This window comes from Hymenobacter sp. HD11105 (genome assembly GCF_054051685.1).
In genome coordinates this window covers 787,589-809,870 of the sequence record NZ_JBSWBR010000002.1, presented here as the reverse complement: position 1 = coordinate 809,870, position 22,282 = coordinate 787,589, and the positions used below count along the sequence as shown (strand labels likewise).

Below are 22,282 nucleotides of genomic sequence, written 5' to 3'. Positions count from 1 at the left end.
GCATTGTGTTAAACCCAAATCAGCGGCTGAGGTTCCCAGATGCGTTGCTTGGGCTACCGCCGGAAATTAAGCACTCGCGTCCAGCTTCTGGCGCAATAGCTGATTGGCGGCTTTCGGGTCGGCTTTGCCACCAGTCAGCTTCATTAATTCGCCCATAAACATACCGGTCAACGCTTTTTTGCCGGCCCGGTACTCCGCTACTTTAGCTGGGTTGGCCGCCAATACCTGCTCCACCATCGCCAGCAAACCAGCCTCGTCCGACTCTTGCAGCATATTCTGCTCCTGAGCGGCTTGGGGGGCATTTTTACTTGGATTGTCAAGCAAATAAGGAAACAACTGCTTGGAGGCAACCGAGTGGCTGATCTTGTTTTCGTCGATAAGCTGAATGATGTCGGCCAGGTGCTGGGTTGTCAGCGGGAACTCGACCATCGGCAACGCGCGCTCATTCAAATACGATTTGACGGGCCCCATTACCCAGTTGGCGGCGGCTTTGGCATTTGTCGTTTGGCGAGTAAGCTCGTCGAAATACAAAGCCACTTCTTTCTGGTCGGTGAGCACTGAGGCGTCGTAATCCGACAAGCCTAGTTCGCCGGTGAAGCGGGCGTAGAGCTGCTGGGGCAAGGCCGGCAATTCGGCCTGCACGCGGTGCAGCCAGGCATCGTCGATAACTACGGGGGGCAAATCTGGCTCGGGGAAGTAACGGTAATCGTTCATCGTCTCCTTGCTCCGCTGTCCGCTGGTAGTGCCCGTGGCCGCGTCGAAGCCGCGCGTTTCGCTGTCGATGGTTTCGCCCGCTTCCAGGATGGCAATCTGCCGCTCAATCTCGTGCTCAATGGCGCGCTGCACGTTGCGGAAGGAGTTCATGTTCTTCACCTCCACCTTGGTCCCGAACTTGTCGGCCCCTTTGAGCATCACCGAAATATTGGCGTCGCAGCGCAGGGAGCCTTCCTCCATGTTGCCGTCGCAAATGCCCAGGTACACCACCAGCTTCTTGATTTCGGCCAGGTAAGCGTACGCTTCCTCGGCGTTGCGAATATCCGGCTCCGACACAATCTCAATCAGTGGCACGCCGGCGCGGTTCAAATCTACCAGCGTTTCTACTTCGCCCGCCAAGTGCATGGATTTGCCCGCGTCTTCCTCCATGTGAATGCGCGTAACGCCAATTTCCCGCGTAGTGCCGTCGCTCAACCGAATCGGGACGTGGCCTTTGGTGCAGATCGGCGTTTTGTCCTGAGTAATCTGATAGCCCTTGGGCAGGTCGGGATAGAAGTAGTTTTTGCGGGCAAAGAGGTTGTCACGGGTAATCTGGCAATTGGTAGCCAAGCCCATTTTCATGGCAAATTCCACCGCCGAGTAATTTACCCGCGGCAGCGTGCCGGGGTGGCCCAGGGTAATTACCGAGAGGTTATGATTAGGCAGCGCACCGTACTCATTCTCATCCGACGAGTACATTTTGCTGTGCGTGAGCAGCTGCGCGTGCACTTCCAGACCGATTACGGGCTGGTATTTCGATTTTATTGCTTCGTCCATGAATGGGTAATTTTCGCTGATTTAATAAGCTAGATGCTTACTTTTTAGACTTAAACAGTTTTGGACCTTCAATATTGAAATTGATTGGCACCGTAAAGCTAACTGTAACAGGCCGCCCATCTTGTTGACCTGGTGTCCAATGTAAAGTTTGATGAATTACGCGTAAAGCCTCTGCATCTACCAATGGATGTACGCTTTTCACTACCCTAATATTCTGCATCTGCCCCGTAGAATCAACACTAAATCCTACCTGCACTTGACCTTTTATATTATTTCGCAGGGCCTTAGCTGGGTACTGTATGTTAGTGGCTATGAAGTGCATAAAGGCGTCATAACCACCTGGATAGGTAGGCATAATTTCGTAGGCAAAGAACGGAACGAGTTTACCTTGTGAATTAAAGCATTCTCCACTAACACTTTTTCCGTCGACAAATAGCTCTCGCCGCTTTAGTGTCCCGCTAGGATAATAGGTAAGTAACTCGCCCTCTCGATTTCCGTGCACCCAATTCTCGCGCTTTTGTAACTGCCCGTTTTCATACCAATTTTCACTAATACCATTTCCACGATTGGCTGTACGCCTGGCCTTTTCAAATTCGCTAAATGATTTAGGTTTACCGCTCGCATAGAAGCTACGAATTATACCTTGAATACTGTCTTGATATACCGTTTCCTGCCAGCAGTAAGCCCCATCAATTGACGGAAGTTTTTCACCAGTTTTTGTGAAATATTCCACTTTCTTAACTGGTACTTGCTGACTGCGCACTGAAATACACGTTAGCAAGGCTATAACTATCAAAATGTACTTCACTGTAGCTACTTACGTTAAGATTAAGGCCATTATTTAGAATATTACTTTTACTATTAACCCCTCCGCCTTCTCAATAGCCGCACCAAGCCCAGCCGCATTTTTGCCCCCCGCGGTAGCAAAAAACGGCTGACCGCCGCCGCCGCCCTGGATTTCCTTGGCTAGCTCGCGCACCAGCGTAGAAGCATTCAATTTGCCCCCCACAGCCAGTTCGTCGGCTAGCATCACGGCCAGTTGCGGCTTACCTTCAATCTCAGCGCCCAGCACCAGCACCAGGTTGGGTACCGCTTGACGTAGATTGAAAGCCAGCGTTTTCAATCCATCAGCAGAGTTAACCTGCACATGAGCGGCCAGGAAATTCACACCATTCAGGGGCTTCACCTGAGACGCCAGCTGCTCTTTCTGCTGGTTGAGGCTTTGCTGAGCAAAAGATTCAATCTGCTTGCGCAGGCCGGCAATTTCCTCGGTTTGCTTCTCGATGCTGGTCAACAAATGCTGGGGGTTGCCCAGCGCCTCTCGCACTTGCTGAAGCAAGTCCAGCTGCTGGTTTACGTAAGCTTCGGCTGCCTCGGCAGTTACGGCTTCGATGCGGCGTACACCCGCTCCTACCGCCGATTCGGCGGTGATTTTGAAGAAGCCAATGTCGCCGGTGGTGCGCACGTGGGTGCCGCCGCATAGCTCTACCGAAAAGTCCTTGTCGAAGGTGATGACGCGCACGAAGTCGCCGTATTTCTCACCGAATAAGGCCGTTGCGCCTAACTCTTTGGCTTCGGCAATGGGCACGTTGCGGCGCTCATCCAGCGGGATTTGCTGGCGGATACGCTCGTTTACCAAGGTTTCTACCTGGCGCAGCTGGTCGTCGGTTACTTTGGTGAAGTGGCTGAAGTCAAAGCGCAGGAGCTTTTCGTTCACTAAGGAGCCTTTCTGAGCTACGTGGGTGCCTACCACCTCACGCAGTGCGGCTTGCAGCAAGTGGGTAGCGGTGTGGTTGCGCTGAATCTGGGCGCGGCGGGCATGGTCGATGCGGCCGATGAAGCCGGCGCTCAGGTCTTCGGGCAGATCCAGGACGGTGTGCACGATAAGGTCGTTTTCCTTCTTCGTGTCAATCACCCGCACCTTCGACAAGTCCGACTCAAGGTAACCCGTGTCGCCAATTTGCCCCCCCGACTCGGCGTAGAAGGGCGTTTGATCTAGCACTACTTGATACTCAGTTTTGCCTTTGCGGTCGGTGCGGCGGTAGCGCAGAATGCGGGCCGGCGCCTCCTGCTGGTCGTAGCCGACAAAGGCAGGCTGCTCCTCCGAGTCGGCCACGATGGTCCAGTCGCTTTGCTCAGCCTCCTGGGCGTTGCGCGAGCGGCTTTTCTGCTGTTCCAGTGCCTTTTTAAAGCCTTCTTCGTCTACGGTCAAGCCTTTTTCGCGGGCAATGAGTGCGGTAAGGTCCAGTGGGAAACCGAAGGTATCGGACAGTTCGAAGGCGGTGGCACCGTCGATGCGGTTGCCGTTGGCTTTGGCGGTTTCTTCCAGGGCATCCAGACGGCGCAGGCCGTTTTCCAGCGTTTTCAGGAAAGCAATTTCTTCCTCCTCAATTACGCGCTGCACAAACTGCTGTTGTTGCTTTAGCTCAGGGAAAATGTGCTTCATCTGGTCGGCTAGCACGGGCACGAGCTTGTAGAGGAAAGGCTGCTTTTGGTTCAGCGAGGAAAAGGCGTAGCGCACAGCCCGACGCAGAATGCGGCGAATCACGTAGCCGGCCTTCACATTGCTGGGCAGCTGCCCATCCGCAATGGTGAAGCTGATGGTGCGAATGTGGTCGGCAATAACGCGGATGGCGATGTCCGTCTTTTCGTTTTCGGTGGCTGGCTGGTCATTCACGGTGGCCGGGGCCGTGCCGTGGTATTCCAGGCCCACTTCGGAGGCGATAAACTGGATTAGCGGCTGGAAAACGTCGGTGTCGTAGTTCGACTTTACGCCCGACACGGCCATCATCAAGCGCTCGAAGCCCATGCCAGTATCCACATGCTGGGCCGGCAGCTTCACCAGCGACTTATCGGCTAGGCGCTGGAATTCCATAAACACGTTATTCCAGATTTCTACCACCTGCGGGTGGTCATTATTTACCAAGTCCCGACCTGATTTTTGGGCTACCTCAGCCTCGTCGCGCAGGTCGATGTGGATTTCGGTGCAGGGGCCGCAGGGGCCGGTGTCGCCCATTTCCCAGAAGTTGTCCTTCTTGTTGCCGGGCATAATGCGTTCCTCGGCCACGTACTGCCGCCACAGTTCTTGGGTCTCGGTATCGGCGCCGAGACCGTCGCCCTGGTCGCCTTCGAAGTAGGTAACATAAAGGCGGTCTTTGGGCAGTTTGTATACTTCCGTGAGCAGCTCCCAGGCCCAGGCAATGGCGTCTTTCTTGAAATAATCGCCAAACGACCAGTTGCCGAGCATTTCGAACATGGTGTGGTGGTAGGTGTCGTAGCCTACTTCTTCCAGGTCATTGTGCTTACCCGATACGCGCAGACACTTCTGCGTATCGGCGATGCGCTTGAAGGGCGCGGGCTTATTGCCGAGGAAGTAATCCTTGAACGGGGCCATGCCCGAGTTGATGAACAGCAGCGTTGGGTCGTCCTTCACCACAATGGGCGCCGAGGGCACAATGTGGTGACCTTTGGAAGCGAAAAAATCGAGGAATTGCTGACGGACGTGGTGAGCCGAAGGAAGTGACATGGCAGGAGCCCTGAGCTTGAGCTTGGGGAATGGTTAGAATCGTGGAACGGAAGCTGGCCGTGCTACCAGAAAGTTGGCATCGGCCAGGATTTTGGCTACTTTTCGCCATTAAACTTAATGGCACTAGCAGCAAAGTTAGCCGACTTTGATAGTAGCGCGAACTTTCAGTTGGCGTTTCGTCAGGTTTGCTGCAAAAATGCCCCCCAGCCATACACTCAACGATACGCGAACTAAAAGTTGGCTCGCGCCCTCCTTCGGGTCGCGCTACAAAGCACCACTAGTATATGCCTTACAAAGAACGCGACATCGAAAAGCAGTACTTCACCATCGGCGAGGTGGCCGCCCAATTTAATGTAGCGCCTTCGCTGATTCGCTTCTGGGAAACGGAATTTGAGGAATTGCGCCCCCGCAAGAGCAAGAAAGGCAACCGCCTCTACACACCCCAGGACATCGATGTTTTCCGCACCATCTATCATTTGGTGAAAGAGCGTGGCTACACCATCCCCGGCGCCCGCGACCTGATGAAGCAAAAAGGCCCCCAGCTCAAGGAAAAAATCGACGTGATTCAGAGCCTGGAGAAAGTGCGCAAATTCATGGTAACGATGAAGAAGGAGCTGGACGCTATTAGCAAGACGCAGTAATATCTAATCGGACCGTCTGCAGAGCGGTAGGGAAGCATTTCGCTCGCGGTCGTGGGATTAGTTATCCTGTGTCAGCACGCGAGATGCTTCCCTACCGCTCTGCATGACGGTCGGATTAGGATTCAATGCAAATGACTTCAGTGCAAGTCGTGGCGTACTATTTGACTGGCCGGAAAGCACTACTGTCTACTCGCTTCCATCTGCGTTTTACTTCATGCCCGCCGACGATACCCTTCTCTACGAAGTCGCTCTAACTCTTTTTCCTGGAATTGGTCCCCAACTTACCCGCCAGCTGATGAGCTACGGGGGCTCGGCCAAAAACGTCCTGCATTTGCCTCCCGGCAAGTTGCGTAAGATTCCGGGCGTGGGCAACACCACCGTGACCACACTTACCGGCCCAGAGCGCGCCAAAGCTCTAACTCGCGCCGAAACCTCCCTGCGCCGGGCCGAAAAGGATGGCGTACAGCTACTGTTCTATACCAGCAAACTCTACCCTAGCCGCCTCAAGCAAATTCCCGACGCGCCGGCCCTACTCTACTACCACGGCACCGCTGACCTGAATCACCCTAAAACTGTAGCCTTGGTCGGCACGCGCAAAGCCACCGATTATGGGCGCGAGCAAACCGAGCGCATCGTGCAGGGCTTCGTAACGCATAACCCGTTAGTTGTAAGCGGCCTGGCCTACGGCATCGATATAGCGGCTCACCGCGCCGCCTTGCAGGAAGGCCTAGAAACTATCGGCGTAATGGCTACCGGCCTCGACTTTATTTATCCCGCCGCCCACCGCAAAACGGCCGAGAAAATGATTACCCAAGGCGGCTTGCTCACCGAGTTTCCCTTCGGCACCCAACCCGACCGCTATAACTTCCCAGCCCGTAACCGCATCATCGCCGGCCTTTCCGACGGAACCGTAGTCGTGGAAGCGGCACGCAAAGGTGGCGCCCTCATCACGGCCGAAATTGCGCTTAGCTACAACCGCGACGTGCTAGCCGTGCCCGGTAACCTAGGCACCGACACGTCCGAAGGCTGCAATCATTTAATCAAGAGCAACAAAGCCGCCATGTACGCCGAGCCCCGCGACTTAGAGGAAATACTAAATTGGGATGCGGCCCTGCACCAAACCGGTAAAAAACGCCCCCCAGCTGCTTACGACGCCGACGATTTCTCAGCGGAAGAATTTCAGCTTATTCAAGTGTTGGCTTTGCAGGAAGAATTATTGGATAATCTGAGCTGGAAAGCGCAGTTGCCCGTTAATCAGGCGGCTAGCCTGCTGCTGGGCTTGGAGTTTCGGGGAGTGGTGAAGGCCCTGCCCGGCAAGCGCTTTTCCCTATTATAAAGGCAATGACTAGGCTGTGCCAAGTCTTTAGAGTTTGAGCATCGCCATTACACCTGCGGCATTTACCTTTTCCTGACTACGGCCTTGCCTACCCTACTCTTTAACGGTCAGCTCATTGCAGAAGAAGCCTTTACACTAGCTTTACCCAACCGGGGCTTATTCTACAATGATGGCTTTTTTGAAACCCTTATCTGGGTGAATGGCGGCGTGCGCTTTCTTCCCCATCACCTGGATCGGATGCGCGCCGCCGCTACCGCTTTGCAGCTTTCTTTGCCCATTGCCTTGAGTACGCTGGAAGGCCTAGGGAGCCTTTTTGGGCAAGTTGTAGCAGCCCAAGGCTTGGCAGCCGTTCGCTTACGCCTACACATCTGGCGGGCCGGGGCCGGCTTATACACCCCCACCACCCAGGAAGCTGACTATCTGATAACCGCCGCTCCGTACGAGCCAACCGACTCACCCGGTGCCCGCGCTGATATTAGCCAGCAGGTACGGACGCACTTTTCCCCTTTCAGCTTCTGCAAGGGCCCCAATGCCCTTACCTACGTACTGGCCGCCCAGGAGCGCGCAGCGCGTGGCCTCGACGAAATCTTGTTGCTGGATAGTGCCGGGCACGTGGCCGAAGCCGGTGCAGCAGCCATTTTTTGGCTGAAGAATGATTGCCTTTATACGCCGTCTATTAGCACCGGGTGCGTGGCAGGTGTACGTAGGACGCACTTGCTGCACACAGCCCAGGCACATGGTCTTGCTACCGAAGAAGGGCTCTATTCACAACAGGATCTGTGCACTGCCGAAGCCGTGTTTACGGCCAATGTGGCATCGTTGCGGCCTATCTGGAACATTGGTAAGGCGGGCTTTTCTCCTGATCCTCACCCGCTGTTTACCCAACTACAGCACTGGGAGACAAACTATTAATTCAGAGGCGGAAAATTGCGCCGACGCAGCTGACGCCAGCTTTCCTCAAACTCCACCAAGTCTGCTTCGGTCACCTCGTTTGCGCGCAGCACTTCCGCCCGCGGACTCTGACCAGCGGCCAGCGCATACAGAGCTACCCACGTTCGGTGCCGACGCGTCAGGACTGTCTGGGCAGGTTCGGTGGCGTAGAAAGAGAAGGCGTCGCGGCTAATCACGCGGGCAGTTACGAAAGACACCGGTGGTTGGATTGCTTTTGCTGGAATTTATTTTTTATGCAAAATTTTATATTGTTGGATAAATATACTTGCTGTAGCTTAAACTCTATGGTATTGCAGAATTTATAATGCAATTAGCTCAACTTGCCGTCGAGCTTTATTGAATCGAAAAATTGGCGCTTAAATCCTCTTCGGAGGTCTGAGGGCCGGGCTCAAAACGGAGCATTCGGAAAACACGCTGGGCTTCGTCGGCCAAGGATTGCAGGGCAGGTGCGGGCACTGGCCCGTCGCGGTAGGGATTGGGCGCAGGCGTGAGAGCCACTACTGACGTGCGGCTCACCCGGCCATTGGGCGCCACTTGCAGACGAATAACCACTTTCGCTTCGGCGCGGGCCTGCACGGCGGACGCCGGGTAGCGGCTATTTTGGGAGAAAAACACCATGGAAATGCTGTCTTCGGGCAAGGATTGACCTTGGCGCATTCTGCTACCTAGTCCCCGCTTCAACAGCTTGGATTGAGCCACGCGCGGCTTTTCGGTGGTGTCGGGAGCAGCCTGCGCTTGGGGGTTTGGGACGCGTTGCTTTTTTTGCAGGGGCTCAATGGCGACCGGTGGCCGGGCCGTCCAGCGGTTGTAGCTATTCTGGGCCTGCGCAGCGGGCGCCAACAGCAGTATCAATAAGCCAGTTGCCAGCAACGTATACCACGATTGCTGTAGTTTGATGGGGGTTGCGTCGCTACGCTTCATATCACTTGCTGCCTCTGGGATTGACGAATGCTGGGGGGCACATTTGACTCAGCCTGATTTCCTACGTCAGCCCCAGCAAATAAATTCCCCATAGCCGAACGCTACGGGAACGTCCGATGCCACTAGCACAACCTATGGAGTACAATCCGGTAATGGTAGTTGCATCAGTCGCTACCTAAGATACAGCGTGCGGCCGACAGATCATACGGCTACAGGCGCTTTTATGGCTGGGTGCGGCTCGTAATTTTCGAGGGTAAAGTCCTCATACTGAAAGCCGAAAATATCGGTAACGGCGGGATTCAGACGCAACTGGGGCAAGGGGCGCGGCTCGCGCGTGAGCTGTAAGCGCGCTTGCTCCAGGTGGTTGGAATACAAATGCGTGTCGCCGCCGGTCCAGATAAACTCGCCAGGCTCTAGGTCCGTTACCTGGGCCATCATCAGCGTGAGCATGGCGTAGGAAGCAATGTTAAAGGGTACGCCCAAAAACACGTCGGCGGAGCGCTGGTAGAGCTGGCAGGAAAGCTTGCCGTCGGCCACGTAAAACTGAAACAAGGCGTGGCAGGGCGTGAGGCGCATGAGGGGCAGGTCGGCCACGTTCCAGGCTGAGACCACCATGCGGCGCGAATCGGGCTGGGTGCGCAGCAGGCGCACCATTTCGGCTATCTGGTCGATACTCTGACCGTCGGTAGTCGTCCAGCTGCGCCACTGCTTGCCATAAATGGGCCCCAGGTTACCGTCGGCATCGGCCCACTCCCGCCAGATGCTCACGCCCACTTCCTCCAGCGACTTATTGCTGGTGTCGCCGCGCAGAAACCACAGCAGTTCGTGGATAATGCTCTTTAGATGGACTTTTTTGGTGGTAACGAGTGGGAAGCCCTGGGCCAGATCGAAGCGCATCTGGTAGCCAAATACTGAGAGCGTGCCGGTGCCGGTGCGGTCAGTTTTGGTGGTGCCGTGGTCGAGGATATGGCGAACGAGGTCGAGGTACTGCTGCATGCGAAGAATAGCGCCCGCCGAAGCTGGCTTGAAAGAGGTGCGGATAGGTCAAGTTGCCAAAAATAGAAAAAGCCGCCCGGTTTGGGGCGGCTTTTCTGTTTTCTCAATAAGCATTTGTATTCGCTTATACTGCGGCTGCTTCTTGGGGCTTCGTTTCGTGCCGTTGGACGGCAATCCGAATGCGCGATGCTAAACCGTACAGGTCATCAAGCGAAAATATATCAACTCGCTCCCCGCCTTCCACATCAAAAAGCGTTACATACTTCTTACTCCCGTTGAAGTGGAGCCGGCAAATCGGTTTCCGGTTGTTGTCGTCGAGCAGAATACCACAGTATGACTGCACATCTCGCATTACAACTCGGTTTACGGGCACCATTTTGCGCAAAATAGCTCGCACAATCATAAAGCCCTCGGTTTCCTCCATCGTTGTTTCGATGCCTTTGTCAACTGGTTCGGTACTCACTGCCTCGGCAGTAACTACTGGAATTGGAGCAACCGGTACTTCAGGCGCCAACAGACCGTGGCCACTGGTATCAACCATAGCCGAGCGCAGCCGCATGGTAATCTTATCGTTCAGAAACTGATGAAACGAGCGATGCACTAGCGCCGCAAACTGCTCCTTGAGTTTGGGAGTTAGTACACCATCATACACTTGCTTTGATACGAAGTGAATAAAGTCAGTGGATGGCTGCGTGAACTGTTCATCGAAATACTTCTTGAAAGCCCGCATGTACTTGAGATTGTACGCGGCAAAAAGCATGTCTTCGAGGTTGAAGGATGACTTGCTTAGCTTTTTGAGTTCGGTAACATCATTCTCCTGAAAGTTGAATAAGTCGAACTCCATGAAGGGGCGCTCATCCATCTTATTGGCTTGCTCTAAATCGGTGAACAGCCGATACGTAATTCCATTAGTAAGTATTGCGATACGTGCCTCCGTAACGTGGAAGTAGCGGAATAGCTGGCTCGCGTGATTGATGCTTAAATCGCCGCCAGCGTGCTTGCACTCGAATAAAATAATGGGTTTGCCATCGCGCATGATGGCGTAATCAATCTTCTCGCCCTTCTTAGTACCGATGTCGCAAACAAACTCGGGTACTACTTCCGTGGGATCAAACACATTGTAGCCAAGGGCATTGATGAACGGCATAATGAGCGCGTTCTTCGTGGCCTCCTCGGTTTGAATATGACTGATTTGCTTTTGCGCCCGCGACGCCAGATTAGTTAATTGGTCTATAAGCTCCATATATGAGGTTAGATTGTTATAAAATCTCCTCAATGTAAGTGCTATATATACTATTACAAAGTCAGTTCGAATAAACAGATTTTGTATTTTCCTCAGCCAAGCTTTAAGTCTACCGCTTGCTAATCTTATTCATCGAAATAGCTCGCTGCTGATTGCTCTTGAAGCCACCCATGCCCTCGGCCCGAAGCGCCAGATGCTTGGTGCTGCGGCCAGCCATACGCTTGCGCCACATTTTGAAGGAAGACGCTTTCATCATCTTCCGCATTAGGGCAATGACGTCTTTCTCCGCTAGGCCAAACTGCGCTTCGATGGCCTCGAAAGGCGTGCGGTCTTCCCAGCCCATTTCCATGATGCGGTCCACGTCGGCGGTGGAGAGGTTTTGGTATCCGGTTTCTTCGTTTTTCATAAAGAATACTTGGCTCCATTAGATTCTAGAAGCCAAGTATTCTAACAACAAAAAGCCCCGCTACTTGGCGGGGCTTTTTTACTGAATCAACGTTCTATTTACAGCGACTTCGTAACTGGCGCAGCGGCCGGCGCTGGAGCAGCTTTCACAGCGGCTGTTTTGGTGTCTTTTTTCATGCAGCAGGCAGCGGTGCCCTTCTCGGGCATGTTGCAGGTTTTGGCCGCGGTGCTTTTATTGGCTTTCTTCTCGTTTTTGCCCTCGTGGGCAGCGGCGGTTCCGACGGAAGCAAACAGGGCGAGGGCCAGCAGGGCATTTTTCATAAGTGGTAAGAAGCAAAGTGAGGAAACAAAACCTGGCGGGGCACGGTTGGCTTGGCTACGCCTTCCTACTGGTTCACGCCGCTTCTAAAGTACGAACCGCGACCTAAAGCGCCAAGCGCGCCGCTGTTCAGTATCTCCTATCTCGCCCGAATGCCGCTTCGCAAATTTAGTTACCTCACGCTGCTGGTCTTGGCCCTGGTGTCGGCCCTGAGCGTGTATTACGTGGCTCAGCTGCGCTTCAACTACAACTTCAACGACTTCTACCCCGCCGGCGACCCCGACCTGGATTACTACGAGCAGTACTCCAAGCGCTTCGGCAACGACAACGACTACGTGCTCATCGGCCTGGAAGCCCCGGCCGACGGCAGCGTGTTCAACGCGCCATTTCTGGCCCGCGTCGATTCATTTACGCGCTTTGCCCAGGGTCAGCGCTACGTGGAGCAAGTCACCTCGCCCACTACGCTTACTAACCCAATTGTGGAAGGCCTGGGCGTGTTCAACATTCCCTACCTGCACCTGGATGAGCCCGCGCGCCTGCCGGCCGATTCGGCCCTGATCTACCAGACGCCTGGCCTGGTGGGCAACCTGTTTGCCACCAATGGCCGGTCCGTCACGGTCATGCTCCAGACCGCACCCGACCTAAAAAAGCCCCCCGGCGACTCTCTGATGACCAGCCTGACCACCAGGCTCGCGCAGCTGGGCTTCGCGGAAAGCGACTACCACATGGCCGGCAAACTGGTGGCCCAGTCGGTGTTCGTGGATAGGTTGCAGCGGGAGATGATTCTGTTCATGAGCCTGTCGGTCATGCTGGTGACGGGGCTGCTGTGGTTTACGTTTCGGACCTGGTGGGGCGTGGTTATGCCGCTGGTGGTGGTGCTGGGGGCCATTTTGTGGGGACTGGGGCTGATGTCGGCCTGCGGAGTGAGCATTGATTTGATGACGGCCCTGCTGCCGGTTATCATGTTCACGGTCGGCATGTCCGACACCATCCACTTCATCACCCGCTACGTGACGGAGCTGGGCTACGGGGCCACCAAAAACGACGCCCTGCGCACTACCATTCGCGAGTCGGGCTTCGGCTCGGGGCTGTCGGCGCTGACTACTAGCATCGGCTTTTTCTCGCTGATGACCAGCTCCATTCGGCCCATTCATAACTTTGGGCTGTTCACGGGCATCTCGGTGCTGCTGGCTTTTGTGCTCACCTTCACGCTATTGCCGGCCCTGCTCCTGCTGTTGCGCAAACCCCAGCTACGCGAGCCCCGCAAGCACGGCCGCGACTGGGATGGCGTGTTGGGCCGCATGTTTAGCTGGGTACTGCGGCGGCGACGGCTGGTATTTGGGCTTGGGGGGCTAATTATTGCCGGCTCGCTCGCCTCGGCCATGCAAGTGCGCATCAACTCGGCCCTGCTCGATGACTTGTCGGAGGGCGACCCAGTGCGCCAGGACTTCGGCTTTTTTGAGCAAAACTTCGCCGGCGTGCGGCCCTTCGAGCTGGATTTGAAGCCGGCTAACGGCGGCACTATCTACGATTTGGCCGTACTGCGCCAGATTGAGCGCGTCGAAACCTATCTGCGCCAGGATGTCGGGCTGCGCTTTGTGGCCTCGCCGGTTACTATCGTGAAGTCGGTGCGCAAGGCGCTGAACGGGGGCGGCGTGGCTGAGTATCGCCTGCCCGAGTCGGATGCAGAAATGCGCCAGATCGTGTCCAAAATCAAGCTTTTCCGCAAGAAGCCGGAGTTTCGCTCCCTGGTCCAGCCCGATGCGAGAGAAGGCCGCCTCACCGGCCGCATGTCCGACATAGGCAGCATCCGCGCCGACGCGGCCAACGCCAAGCTGCGCACCTACTTAGCCCAAAACATCGACGCCAGTCTGCTCCAAACCCGCCTCACCGGCTCGGCCAACCTCATTGACAAAAACAACGAAAACCTCAGCCGCGACATGATTGTGGGCATGAGCCTCGATATCATCATGGTCACGCTGATTGTGCTGGCGCTGTTCCGCAGCCTGCGCATGACAGCCGTGGTACTCGTGCCCAATCTCGTTCCCATTATCGTGGTGGCAGGCGTAATGGGACTAACCGGCGTGAATATGAAGGTGAGCACCAGCATCATATTCACCATCGCCTTCGGCATTGCTGTGGATGATACCATTCACTTTATCAGCAAGTTAAAGCTGACTTTGTTACAGGAGCCCAACTTATTCCGGGCCGTACGCCGCACCTACCTGATGGCCGGCAAAGCTGTTATTGTCACCTCATTAATCCTAGTGGGGGGCTTTTCGACGCTAATTTTCTCCTCCTTCGACGGTACGTTTTACGTGGGCTTGCTCATCGGACTTACCCTGCTCTTTGGGGTAATTGCCGAGTTGACCCTGCTACCCTTGCTGATTCTGTACTTCTACAAGCACAAACCCAAGGAGATACGACAGCCGGTAGCGGTGCTAGGGGGCTAATTAGCGAATTGCTATATAAGCCGCCACCCGGACAAACTACACGCGGCACTTCGCCGTTATAGTGGCGTATGAGTATGAGAACATATATTTTTTTCTTGGTGATGTTGCTGGTCGTGGGCGCCAATAAAGGGTTGGCCCAGCAACCGGCCGCTAATGACCCATTACTGCGCGAAATCAGGGAACGGGAGCAGCTCATGCGCACCTATGAGCGCACCAGCACCCAGCGCAACGGCCTGTTTGGGAAAAAGGCTTCGAAAAAAGACTTGAGCGAGGTAAATGCCGCCCTGCGCCGCATTATCCGCAAAGACACCGAAATTTTGCAGGCTGTAAAGCAGCGCACCTTGCCCAACATGGCCCAGATAGAAGCTGCTCGGGTTCGGGCCGAAAGCGCTGCCATAGCAGCTACCAATGGTAAGTATGAGGCCCTGGAAAACCAGATTGAGGAGTTGCAAATAAGAGAGATGGAGCGCGAAAAGCGTGAAGTGGAGCGCGAAACCCGCCTGCTCATAGCTCAGGCCGCTGCCGCCGATGCCGAGAAGGCCCGCGCCCAGCGCGAGATGATTGCCATGGGGCTAGCCGCCTTGAGCGCGGTGCTGCTGGGCTATATTCTGTGGCAGCGAAACCGCCAGAGCAAGATGCGGCCGGTTCCGCTGCAACGCCAGAGTCGCTAGGTGAGAAATGGGAAGCCGTTGTTACTTTGTAGCATGATACGAAGCTTGCTTTCCGGGTTTTTCCTGTTAATTACTTTTTTCGCCGCCGCCCAAACCACTGGCCCAGTTCCAGTTACGGAACCCAGCCCCGTTACTCGTCTGATTCAGGAGCGGGAGCTGCTGGTGCGTCAGTACGAGGCGGCGAATGCCCGCCGCAACAGCTTATTTGGCAATCAGCCTTCCAAAAAAGACCTCCAAGAAGTTATAGAATCCCTCAAAGGCATCATCCGCAAGGACACGGAAATTGTGCAGGCCGTGAAAAATGACGCCCTACGCCGCACGGCCAATATTGTGGCCGAAAAGCAGCAGGCCCAGCAGCAAATCAGCGTCGCCCAAACCGACCAGAGCAGCACCCGCCAGCGCTTCTACGACCTCGAGAACCAGATCCAAAACTTAGAAATGCGCGACAAGCAGCGCGAAAAAAAGCTCCTTGACGCCCAAGCCGCCGCCAAGGAAGCCGAAGACGCCCGCACCAGCCGCGAGATGATTGCTGTAGGTTTGGCGCTGCTCTGCGTGGGGTTGTTGCTGTATATTTTCAAGCTGCGTCAGCGCATCCCAGCCCGTCGCGGCCGCCGCTAAATTTGCCCCCCAGAACGAGGTAGCGGCGCATATTTGCGTCTCTAAAGTTGTTTAGCCTGTCATCCTGATAAAAGAATGACCTTATTAACGCAGAACGAGTCGTTGTTGCGCACGTAGCTCAACCGGCTTAAGGTCCTTCGCAAGCTCAGGATGACAGAATAAACAATCGCTTAAAAAAGACCCCTAGAAGCCCAATTTATGCTGATCCCGGCTGCGCAATACCTGACGTACGCCGAAGCGGTGGGGCTCTACAATGAGCTGCGCGACGCAGAAATTGCCGCCTTGGTCAAAACCTGCGGGCCGCCGTCTTTTCCCTTCGGCGACGGGCTGTATTATCAATTATTAATCGAGGAAGACGAAGCTACAGTGGCCCAGCCAATTGTGGCTGAGTTTGAGCGCCGCCGCACCGAGCCAACGCCGCAGAAATGCCCTCGCTGCGGCTCCACCGAGGTATTGCCCGTGTTGCGGCCGGCGTGGTGGCAGCGCATATTTTACGCCGGCACCACGCTGTATAAATGCAGAAATTGCAGTAGAGAGTTCTCGCGGTAGAGACGCAATAGTTGGAGTCTCGTCGTTAGCGCCGCTGCCCTCCGGTTGCTGATGGTGTTTGTTTGAACAACTTGGCTGCAACTACCCTATTATGCGTCGTTCAACGCCGAGACGCAAGATGTTGCACCTCTACCCTGTTCTAGCCATCAGCTTCTCAGAAAAAACGCGAGTATTGCTGGAAAGCTTGTCTGTTTTTCGCGCGCCATGAAATTCCCTCTGACCTACTTCTTGCTCCTGCTTACCATGACGTTGCAAGCCCAAACCCGCCCCGTCATGCTTTTCGACGCAGGCTGGCGCTTCCATCGGGGCGGCGCCCAGGGAGCCGAAAAGCCAGAGTTCAACGACACCCAATGGCGCCCCCTCGACCTGCCCCACGACTGGAGCGTTGAGGACTTACCGGGCACCTCCTCCCCCTTCAGCCTCGATGCCCCTAGCCAGGTAAGCGGCGGCTTCACGACGGGCGGCACTGGCTGGTACCGTAAGACCTTCGTGATGCCTGCAGCGCAGAAAGGCCAGCGCGTTCAGCTTCAGTTCGATGGCGTGTACATGAACGCGGAGGTGTGGCTGAATGGTCAATCCTTGGGCGCGCATCCCTACGGCTACACCAGCTTCTGGTACGATGTCACTGATAAAGTAAAGTTTGGAGTCAATAACGTGGTGGCGGTGCAGGTCAAAAACGAAGGCGCGAACAGCCGCTGGTATTCTGGCTCAGGCATTTACCGCCACGTATGGCTCACGGTGCAGGCGCCCGTGCACATTAGGCAGTGGGGGGCTTTTTTCACAACGCCTACCGTAACGGCCGCGGCGGCACAAGTGAAAGCCCAGACCCAAGTAGTAAACGAGACCAAGCAAGTAGCCCAAGTCACGCTGGTAACCCGCCTCCGCAATGCCGCCGGCCAGGAAGTAGCCCGCACCGAGGCCAGGCAAAGCGTGGCGGCCGGCACCACCGCTACCGTGGACCAATTACTCACCGTAAAGTCGCCGGAAAGATGGTCGGTGGAGAAACCCACGCTGTACACGGCGGTCACGGAAATATATCAGGGCCAGCAGCTGACGGATCAGGTAGAAACGCCTTTCGGCATCCGCTCAATTTCGTTTGATGCCCAGAACGGCTTTCAGCTGAATGGCCAAACTGTGAAGCTGAAAGGCGGCTGTATTCACCACGACAACGGCCCCCTGGGCGCCAAGGCCTACGACCGCGCCGAGGAGCGCAAGATTGAGCTGCTCAAAGCCAGCGGCTACAACGCCATTCGCTGCTCTCACAATCCGCCCTCTCCCGCCCTGCTCGACGCCTGCGACCGGCTCGGCATGCTCGTCATCGATGAAGCCTTCGACCAATGGCGGGAAGCCAAAAACCCTTACGACTACCACCTTTACTTCAATAAGTGGTGGCAGCAGGACGTAGCCAGCATGGTGCGCCGCGACCGCAACCACCCCTCTATCATTCTGTGGAGCCTGGGCAATGAAATACCAGAGCGCGGCAGCCCCGAAGGCGTAAAAACCGCTCGCCAGCTAGCCGATTACATCCGCACCCTCGACCCGACCCGGCCCATCACGGCCGCCGTCAACGGCCTCGGCCCCGACAAAGACCCGTATTTCGCCGTGCTCGACGTAGCCGGCTACAACTACGCCGCCGGTGGCGACCATCACCAAGCTTATATTTACGCCAAGGACCACGCCCGCCTGCCCAAACGTCTTATGTACGGCGCTGAGTCCTACCCACTCGAAGCCTTCGGCAGTTGGATGAGCGTAGTCGATCACCCCTACGTGCTCGGCGACTTCGTCTGGACCGCCGTGGACTACATCGGCGAGGCCAGCATCGGTTGGCTGGGCTACTGGCAAAACCAAGGTTTCTACCCCTGGAACCTCGCCTTTTGCGGCGACATCGACGTGTGCGGCTGGAAGCGGCCCCAGTCCTATTACCGCGATGCGCTCTGGAAAGAAAATCAGATTTCGCTCTTTGTAAAGCCCCCCACGCCCTCGTTCCCGCTGAACCCCAACAAGGAAGAATGGAGCAAGTGGGAATGGCACGACGTGCTAGCCGACTGGACCTGGCCCGGCCAGGAAAATCAGCCTCTGACCGTGGAAGTGTATTCTTCCTGCGAGCAGGTTGAGTTGTTCCTCAATGGCAAAAGCCTGGGAACCAAGCCCACCACTCGCGCCACCAAGTTCACCGCCACCTGGAGCGTGCCCTACCAGCCCGGTGAGCTAAAAGCCATCGGCCGCACCAGCAATAAGGAGGTAGCTACCGCCACGCTAAAATCGGCTGACAAACCAGTTCGCCTCGCCCTCACCCCCGATCGCCAAACCATAAAGGCTAACGGTCATGATTTGAGCTACATAACTGTAGAACTGGTGGACAGCAAAGGTGTCCGCAATCCGAAAGTGGAAAACACCCTAAAGTTTGAGCTGACTGGCCCCGGCACTATTGTAGGCGTTGGCAATGCCAATCCGCGCAGCACTGAGAGCTACCTGCGCCCCCAACGCAACGCCTGGCAGGGACGAGCTTTAGTCATTGTGAAGGCAAATGAGCAGGCGGGCAAAATTACGTTGCGCGCTTCGGCCGACGGTTTCCCGGCGGCGGAAATAGCAATTCAGGTAGAATAGTCCTCGTACCATCTCGACAGAAAGTGCCTGTATTCGTATGCTGTAATATCCGTTTATCAACAGAGGTTCTCTTCGTCGCCTCACGCTAACTCGCGCCGGTCCTGCCTATGAGATTACTGTCCAGAATGCTGCTACTTGGATTGCTCGCCTCAGCTTGCCAAAGTCGGTCTGATCTGCCTACGGAAGCTGCTACGCCCGACACCACCTACACACCTACTGCCAAACCCGCTGACTCTGTCACCACGGCGAGCAACGACTCGGCGGCCGTGCCCACTGAGCCTTTAGTAAGGCTAACCTTAACGGCCAACGCCCTACAGCTGGTAAACGCCCAAACGGGCTCCACAAATGAAATTACGCTGGGTCGGTCCTTTGAGCCGCTAGTGGCTACCATGACGACTGTGCTGCAACAGCCTCCCGCCAACGTTGGCGTGAACGAGGAGTGCGGCGCTGGCCCGTTGAAAATGGCCACCTGGCCCAATGGCCTCACGTTGGCTTTCCAGGCAAAAGCCCCCCAGAGCGCGGCAGCGGACAGCGCGGCGACTCAGGAGTGGCAGTTTGTGGGCTGGTCGCTCAATCCCACTCAGTTTTCAGGCCCAGCCCTCATCACGATGGCGGGTATAGGCCTTGGCTCCACTCGGGCTGAAATGGAAAGTGCCTATGTCATTAAGGTTGTCAAGTCCAGCCTGGGCTACGAGTTTTCCACCTCCACAGGCCTGTACGGCCTGCTCGACGGGATGGGCTCGGAGGCGCGGATTACGGCCATGTGGAGCGGCACCAGCTGCGTGTTTCGCTAGATACGCGCCTTTGGAGCTGAGCGCCACGCTTAGCAGAAACGATCATTAGCGCCCTTTAAAGTAGGTAAAGAGTCTGCAAACAGCTTATTGCGCTTCACTGCGAAAACATCAGTTACAGTAAAATACTTCTATAACTTATTCAACCTAAACTCGACTAGAACTATTTATAAGCACGTCAGTAAATAATTAAAAATATTGACAGATTATTGACCTAGAAACTTCGAATTAACCAATAAAATTGCAAGATCAAGCCGGACTGTATTTATACAGCATCTGTTGCATCGATTGCCTTTTATTGGTTACTTATTTGAAGCAACTCTACACCCTCCTCTGCTTCTTCCTAACGTTTCAAGCAGTAGCTCAAACAGGTATTCCGGTGCCGGCTTTTACCCAGTTTGAGGCCTCGATGCAGCAGTTTTTGCAGCGTTGGAACATACCAGGCGCTTCCGTGGCCTTTGGGTCGCAGGGACGATTGGTGTATGCCCGTGCCTTCGGCCACGCCGATCCGGCCCGCACGGAGCTGATGCAGCCGTATCATCTGCTGCGCGTAGCCAGCGTCTCGAAGCCCATCACGGCCCTGGCTATTATGAAGCTCGTGGAGCAAGGCCGCCTGAGCTTGGCTGGCAAAGTATTTGGCCCCCAGGGCTATCTACGCAGCCCCTACTATACCCGCGCCATCACCGACCAGCGCATGTACGACATCACGGTACAGCAACTCCTGGAGCACACCGCCGGCTGGGACCGTCTCGTCGGTTGCGACGGATACGCGGGCTGCGACCCAGTGGATTTTCCTTTGCACGTAGCTCAGGCCCTGAAAGCTCCCACTCCCGTAGCTGACTCCACGCTGGTGCGCTTTCTGGTAGGTAAAGGCCTTAATTTTGCCCCCGGCACGCGCTATGCGTACTCCAATGTGGGCTATCTGGTGCTAGGCAAAATCGTAGAAGCCGTAACGGGGCAGCCCTATAAAGCCTGGGTGCGCCACAATTTGCTCGTGCCAGCCGGAGCGCTCGAAGCTCACTTAGGGTATAGCAAGCTGAGCCGCCGCTTGGAGCGGGAAGCGGCCTACGCGAGCCACTACGACATGCTGGCTTGTGATGGGTCGGGCAAAGCAGTGCCCGCCGCTTACGGCGGCTTCAACCTGGAAGCCATGGGGGCGCACGGCGGCTGGGCGTTCTCGGCCCGCGACCTGGTGCGTCTGCAACTGGCCACCGCGGGCAGTGCCGATCGTCCCGGCCTGCTGACGCCCGCTACGCTCGCCGCTATGGTGCAGCCCTCGGCGGTCGGGGCGGGCTACGCCAAAGGCTGGCAGGTGAATAGCGCCGGCCACCGCTGGCACGGCGGCGATTTCGATGGCACCGCTGCCTATTTGGTACATACGGCGGGCGACGTGACCTGGGCTATCCTGCTGAATGCCCGCCCGAGCGCCCCGGAATTCTGGGACGAGTTAGACCGTTTGGGCTGGGTGGGGGGGCAAAATGCCACCGTCTGGCCGGCACACAACCTGCTCGCGCCCGCTCAAAATGCCACCAACCTCACGGCCACGGAAGATTCGGCGGGCGTGTTGCTGCGCTGGACCCGCGGCACCGGCACCCGCCGCTTGGTCCTTTTGCAGGCCGATAAGCCCATAACTAGTTTCCCGCTGGATGGTAGCCGCTACCCGGTGGCGAGCTTGGACCAAACCTCATCGCTCGGCCAAGGCACTTTTGTAGTAGCCAACGAAACGGCCGATTCGGTGCGCCTGCGCAAGTTGGACCTGAGCCGCACCTACTACGTTCGGGTGGTGGAATACGCTGACAACGCAGCTACCGGCTTCCAGGCAATCTATACCCTCGACGGCAACCCCACGCTACGCCTGCATGCGCCGGCGCCTGAGCTATCGTATGCTGCCAGCAGCGCCCCAACTCTAGATCTATATCCAAATCCAGCGCGGGATCAACTGCACATAGCGGGCCTCAGTTTTGCTATGGCATATGAGGTACTGACTCCGCAGGGCCGGCAGGTGCAGAGTGGCTTACTGACAGCCGGCAGGCCTATCTCAATCGGAGACTTAGTACCCGGCGCTTATATTATTCGAGTTCAGACGGCGAATCGAAATGTGTTTCGGCGGTTTGTGAAAGAATAAAGCTTAAAAACAGCTCATAATTACTTCATCTCAAGATTATACTTCAAATCTCTAAGTCGACCTTTCACGTTTATCATCAAAATATACTTTACTAACAATGGAATTAAGCTAAAGGGTGATTTCAACGAAAATGAATAAATAAAAGTGGCCTTGGTAGTGTCTGCGTTTATTTCCTCAAAACGCCAAGAGCCTGCGAATGCCGTGAATATTTTGTTTGGCTTGGTCAGCTTTATAGCTGCTACAGCTGGTGGGTTGTAAGAAACATATTTCGTTTCCATTCCAATTCCGTGCTTGGAAACACACCAGGATTTCACCCCCTTTGCCGCTTCTTTAGCTCCGTCTAATAGGACTGCTTCACGCAGGAAAGTATCCCAAACCAGACGCTGATTATAATCTTGCGTGTAATCGAATATACGCTGCCGCGGGCAATTAATTTCGATTGACTCAGTGAATTTTATCAACCTCATTACACCGCATTCTTTTTAATAGATGTGAGTAAGTACCGTTGAAATATCCGCAATACGAGCGTTATAGGCTTTGGAAAATCGAGGAGACGAAGGTCGCACTAATTAATGTAATATTTCTACCTCACCTTCAGCC

20 protein-coding genes are annotated in these 22,282 nt (G+C 55.4%); 10 read left to right on the top strand and 10 right to left on the bottom strand.

The genetic code is table 11. The features are described from left to right. Window positions 1-66: 66 nt before the first annotated feature. The 3 genes from gatB to alaS are packed head-to-tail and all read right to left on the bottom strand — an operon-like array spanning window position 67 to window position 5,056. On the bottom strand, window positions 67-1,530 hold the full coding sequence (gene gatB / locus ACW9KT_RS09625) for an Asp-tRNA(Asn)/Glu-tRNA(Gln) amidotransferase subunit GatB (RefSeq protein ID WP_457079732.1): 1,464 nt from the start codon (window positions 1,528-1,530) through the stop codon (window positions 67-69). Window positions 1,531-1,567: 37 nt separating this feature from the next. After that, complete coding sequence (locus ACW9KT_RS09620; RefSeq protein ID WP_457079730.1) at window positions 1,568-2,338, bottom strand: TonB family protein; 771 nt, start codon at window positions 2,336-2,338, stop codon at window positions 1,568-1,570. Between the two features lie 33 nt (window positions 2,339-2,371). Next, the gene (gene alaS, locus ACW9KT_RS09615; protein WP_457079728.1) at window positions 2,372-5,056 is read right to left on the bottom strand and encodes an alanine--tRNA ligase; all 2,685 of its coding nucleotides are present in this window, start codon (window positions 5,054-5,056) and stop codon (window positions 2,372-2,374) included. A gap of 284 nt (window positions 5,057-5,340) precedes the next feature. Between alaS and ACW9KT_RS09610 the strand changes: the two genes are divergently transcribed. The 3 genes from ACW9KT_RS09610 (at window position 5,341) to ACW9KT_RS09600 (ending at window position 7,945) form a co-directional block, all read left to right on the top strand. Continuing rightward, complete coding sequence (locus ACW9KT_RS09610) at window positions 5,341-5,697, top strand: MerR family transcriptional regulator (protein WP_457079726.1); 357 nt, start codon at window positions 5,341-5,343, stop codon at window positions 5,695-5,697. Between the two features lie 214 nt (window positions 5,698-5,911). After that, window positions 5,912-7,033 carry a DNA-processing protein DprA gene (dprA, locus tag ACW9KT_RS09605; RefSeq protein ID WP_457079724.1) on the top strand — a complete coding sequence of 374 codons (1,122 nt, stop codon included), beginning with the start codon at window positions 5,912-5,914 and terminating at the stop codon, window positions 7,031-7,033. A gap of 84 nt (window positions 7,034-7,117) precedes the next feature. After that, the gene (locus ACW9KT_RS09600) at window positions 7,118-7,945 is read left to right on the top strand and encodes an aminotransferase class IV (protein WP_457079722.1); all 828 of its coding nucleotides are present in this window, start codon (window positions 7,118-7,120) and stop codon (window positions 7,943-7,945) included. On the opposite strand, the gene ACW9KT_RS09595 is transcribed toward ACW9KT_RS09600, so the two are convergent. From ACW9KT_RS09595 to ACW9KT_RS09570, 6 genes are all read right to left on the bottom strand, one after another. Continuing rightward, window positions 7,942-8,181, bottom strand: a complete 240-nt coding sequence (locus ACW9KT_RS09595) for a hypothetical protein (RefSeq protein ID WP_457079720.1) — start codon at window positions 8,179-8,181, stop codon at window positions 7,942-7,944. The two genes, ACW9KT_RS09600 and ACW9KT_RS09595, sit on opposite strands and share 4 nt — an antisense overlap. 136 nt (window positions 8,182-8,317) lie before the next feature. Beyond that, window positions 8,318-8,905, bottom strand: coding sequence for a hypothetical protein (locus ACW9KT_RS09590; RefSeq protein WP_457079718.1), 588 nt, complete (start codon window positions 8,903-8,905; stop codon window positions 8,318-8,320). A gap of 201 nt (window positions 8,906-9,106) precedes the next feature. Then, window positions 9,107-9,901 carry a thymidylate synthase gene (locus ACW9KT_RS09585; RefSeq protein WP_457079717.1) on the bottom strand — a complete coding sequence of 265 codons (795 nt, stop codon included), beginning with the start codon at window positions 9,899-9,901 and terminating at the stop codon, window positions 9,107-9,109. 124 nt (window positions 9,902-10,025) lie between these two features. Then, window positions 10,026-11,144, bottom strand: coding sequence for a type I restriction endonuclease (locus tag ACW9KT_RS09580; RefSeq protein ID WP_457079715.1), 1,119 nt, complete (start codon window positions 11,142-11,144; stop codon window positions 10,026-10,028). Between the two features lie 109 nt (window positions 11,145-11,253). After that, entirely contained in the window at window positions 11,254-11,550 is a 297-nt protein-coding gene (locus ACW9KT_RS09575; protein ID WP_457079713.1) for a TIGR03643 family protein, read from the bottom strand. Between the two features lie 98 nt (window positions 11,551-11,648). Further along, window positions 11,649-11,870, bottom strand: a complete 222-nt coding sequence (locus ACW9KT_RS09570) for a hypothetical protein (protein ID WP_457079711.1) — start codon at window positions 11,868-11,870, stop codon at window positions 11,649-11,651. Window positions 11,871-12,020: 150 nt separating this feature from the next. Between ACW9KT_RS09570 and ACW9KT_RS09565 the strand changes: the two genes are divergently transcribed. From ACW9KT_RS09565 to ACW9KT_RS09535, 7 genes are all read left to right on the top strand, one after another. Next, window positions 12,021-14,321 carry an efflux RND transporter permease subunit gene (locus ACW9KT_RS09565; protein WP_457079709.1) on the top strand — a complete coding sequence of 767 codons (2,301 nt, stop codon included), beginning with the start codon at window positions 12,021-12,023 and terminating at the stop codon, window positions 14,319-14,321. A 74-nt stretch (window positions 14,322-14,395) separates the two neighbouring features. After that, window positions 14,396-14,992 carry a hypothetical protein gene (locus ACW9KT_RS09560; protein ID WP_457079707.1) on the top strand — a complete coding sequence of 199 codons (597 nt, stop codon included), beginning with the start codon at window positions 14,396-14,398 and terminating at the stop codon, window positions 14,990-14,992. A gap of 33 nt (window positions 14,993-15,025) precedes the next feature. Next, window positions 15,026-15,610 (top strand): hypothetical protein, encoded by a 585-nt coding sequence (locus tag ACW9KT_RS09555; RefSeq protein WP_457079705.1) that lies wholly within the window; start codon window positions 15,026-15,028, stop codon window positions 15,608-15,610. Between the two features lie 198 nt (window positions 15,611-15,808). Next, window positions 15,809-16,159 (top strand): hypothetical protein, encoded by a 351-nt coding sequence (locus tag ACW9KT_RS09550; protein WP_457079703.1) that lies wholly within the window; start codon window positions 15,809-15,811, stop codon window positions 16,157-16,159. Between the two features lie 204 nt (window positions 16,160-16,363). After that, window positions 16,364-18,766 carry a glycoside hydrolase family 2 TIM barrel-domain containing protein gene (locus ACW9KT_RS09545; protein WP_457079701.1) on the top strand — a complete coding sequence of 801 codons (2,403 nt, stop codon included), beginning with the start codon at window positions 16,364-16,366 and terminating at the stop codon, window positions 18,764-18,766. A gap of 125 nt (window positions 18,767-18,891) precedes the next feature. Continuing rightward, window positions 18,892-19,560 (top strand): hypothetical protein, encoded by a 669-nt coding sequence (locus tag ACW9KT_RS09540; RefSeq protein ID WP_457079699.1) that lies wholly within the window; start codon window positions 18,892-18,894, stop codon window positions 19,558-19,560. 307 nt (window positions 19,561-19,867) lie between these two features. Further along, a complete protein-coding gene (locus ACW9KT_RS09535; protein WP_457079697.1) occupies window positions 19,868-21,682 on the top strand; it encodes a serine hydrolase in 1,815 nt (604 codons plus the stop codon). 20 nt (window positions 21,683-21,702) lie between these two features. Here the strand turns inward: ACW9KT_RS09535 and ACW9KT_RS09530 are convergent, their stop codons facing one another. Continuing rightward, window positions 21,703-22,149 (bottom strand): SRPBCC family protein, encoded by a 447-nt coding sequence (locus tag ACW9KT_RS09530; protein ID WP_457079695.1) that lies wholly within the window; start codon window positions 22,147-22,149, stop codon window positions 21,703-21,705. Window positions 22,150-22,282: the final 133 nt, after the last annotated feature.

Bases quoted from the DNA above. Each gene is read 5' to 3' on its own strand.
- gatB (WP_457079732.1), bottom strand. From the start codon at position 1,530: ATGGACGAAGCAATAAAATCGAAATACCAGCCCGTAATCGGTCTGGAA.
- alaS (WP_457079728.1), bottom strand. From the start codon at position 5,056: ATGTCACTTCCTTCGGCTCACCACGTCCGTCAGCAATTCCTCGATTTT.
- ACW9KT_RS09610 (WP_457079726.1), top strand. From the start codon at position 5,341: ATGCCTTACAAAGAACGCGACATCGAAAAGCAGTACTTCACCATCGGC.
- dprA (WP_457079724.1), top strand. From the start codon at position 5,912: ATGCCCGCCGACGATACCCTTCTCTACGAAGTCGCTCTAACTCTTTTT.
- ACW9KT_RS09590 (WP_457079718.1), bottom strand. From the start codon at position 8,905: ATGAAGCGTAGCGACGCAACCCCCATCAAACTACAGCAATCGTGGTAT.
- ACW9KT_RS09585 (WP_457079717.1), bottom strand. From the start codon at position 9,901: ATGCAGCAGTACCTCGACCTCGTTCGCCATATCCTCGACCACGGCACC.
- ACW9KT_RS09580 (WP_457079715.1), bottom strand. From the start codon at position 11,144: ATGGAGCTTATAGACCAATTAACTAATCTGGCGTCGCGGGCGCAAAAG.
- ACW9KT_RS09575 (WP_457079713.1), bottom strand. From the start codon at position 11,550: ATGAAAAACGAAGAAACCGGATACCAAAACCTCTCCACCGCCGACGTG.
- ACW9KT_RS09570 (WP_457079711.1), bottom strand. From the start codon at position 11,870: ATGAAAAATGCCCTGCTGGCCCTCGCCCTGTTTGCTTCCGTCGGAACC.
- ACW9KT_RS09565 (WP_457079709.1), top strand. From the start codon at position 12,021: ATGCCGCTTCGCAAATTTAGTTACCTCACGCTGCTGGTCTTGGCCCTG.
- ACW9KT_RS09560 (WP_457079707.1), top strand. From the start codon at position 14,396: ATGAGAACATATATTTTTTTCTTGGTGATGTTGCTGGTCGTGGGCGCC.
- ACW9KT_RS09555 (WP_457079705.1), top strand. From the start codon at position 15,026: ATGATACGAAGCTTGCTTTCCGGGTTTTTCCTGTTAATTACTTTTTTC.
- ACW9KT_RS09550 (WP_457079703.1), top strand. From the start codon at position 15,809: ATGCTGATCCCGGCTGCGCAATACCTGACGTACGCCGAAGCGGTGGGG.
- ACW9KT_RS09545 (WP_457079701.1), top strand. From the start codon at position 16,364: ATGAAATTCCCTCTGACCTACTTCTTGCTCCTGCTTACCATGACGTTG.
- ACW9KT_RS09540 (WP_457079699.1), top strand. From the start codon at position 18,892: ATGCTGCTACTTGGATTGCTCGCCTCAGCTTGCCAAAGTCGGTCTGAT.
- ACW9KT_RS09530 (WP_457079695.1), bottom strand. From the start codon at position 22,149: ATGAGGTTGATAAAATTCACTGAGTCAATCGAAATTAATTGCCCGCGG.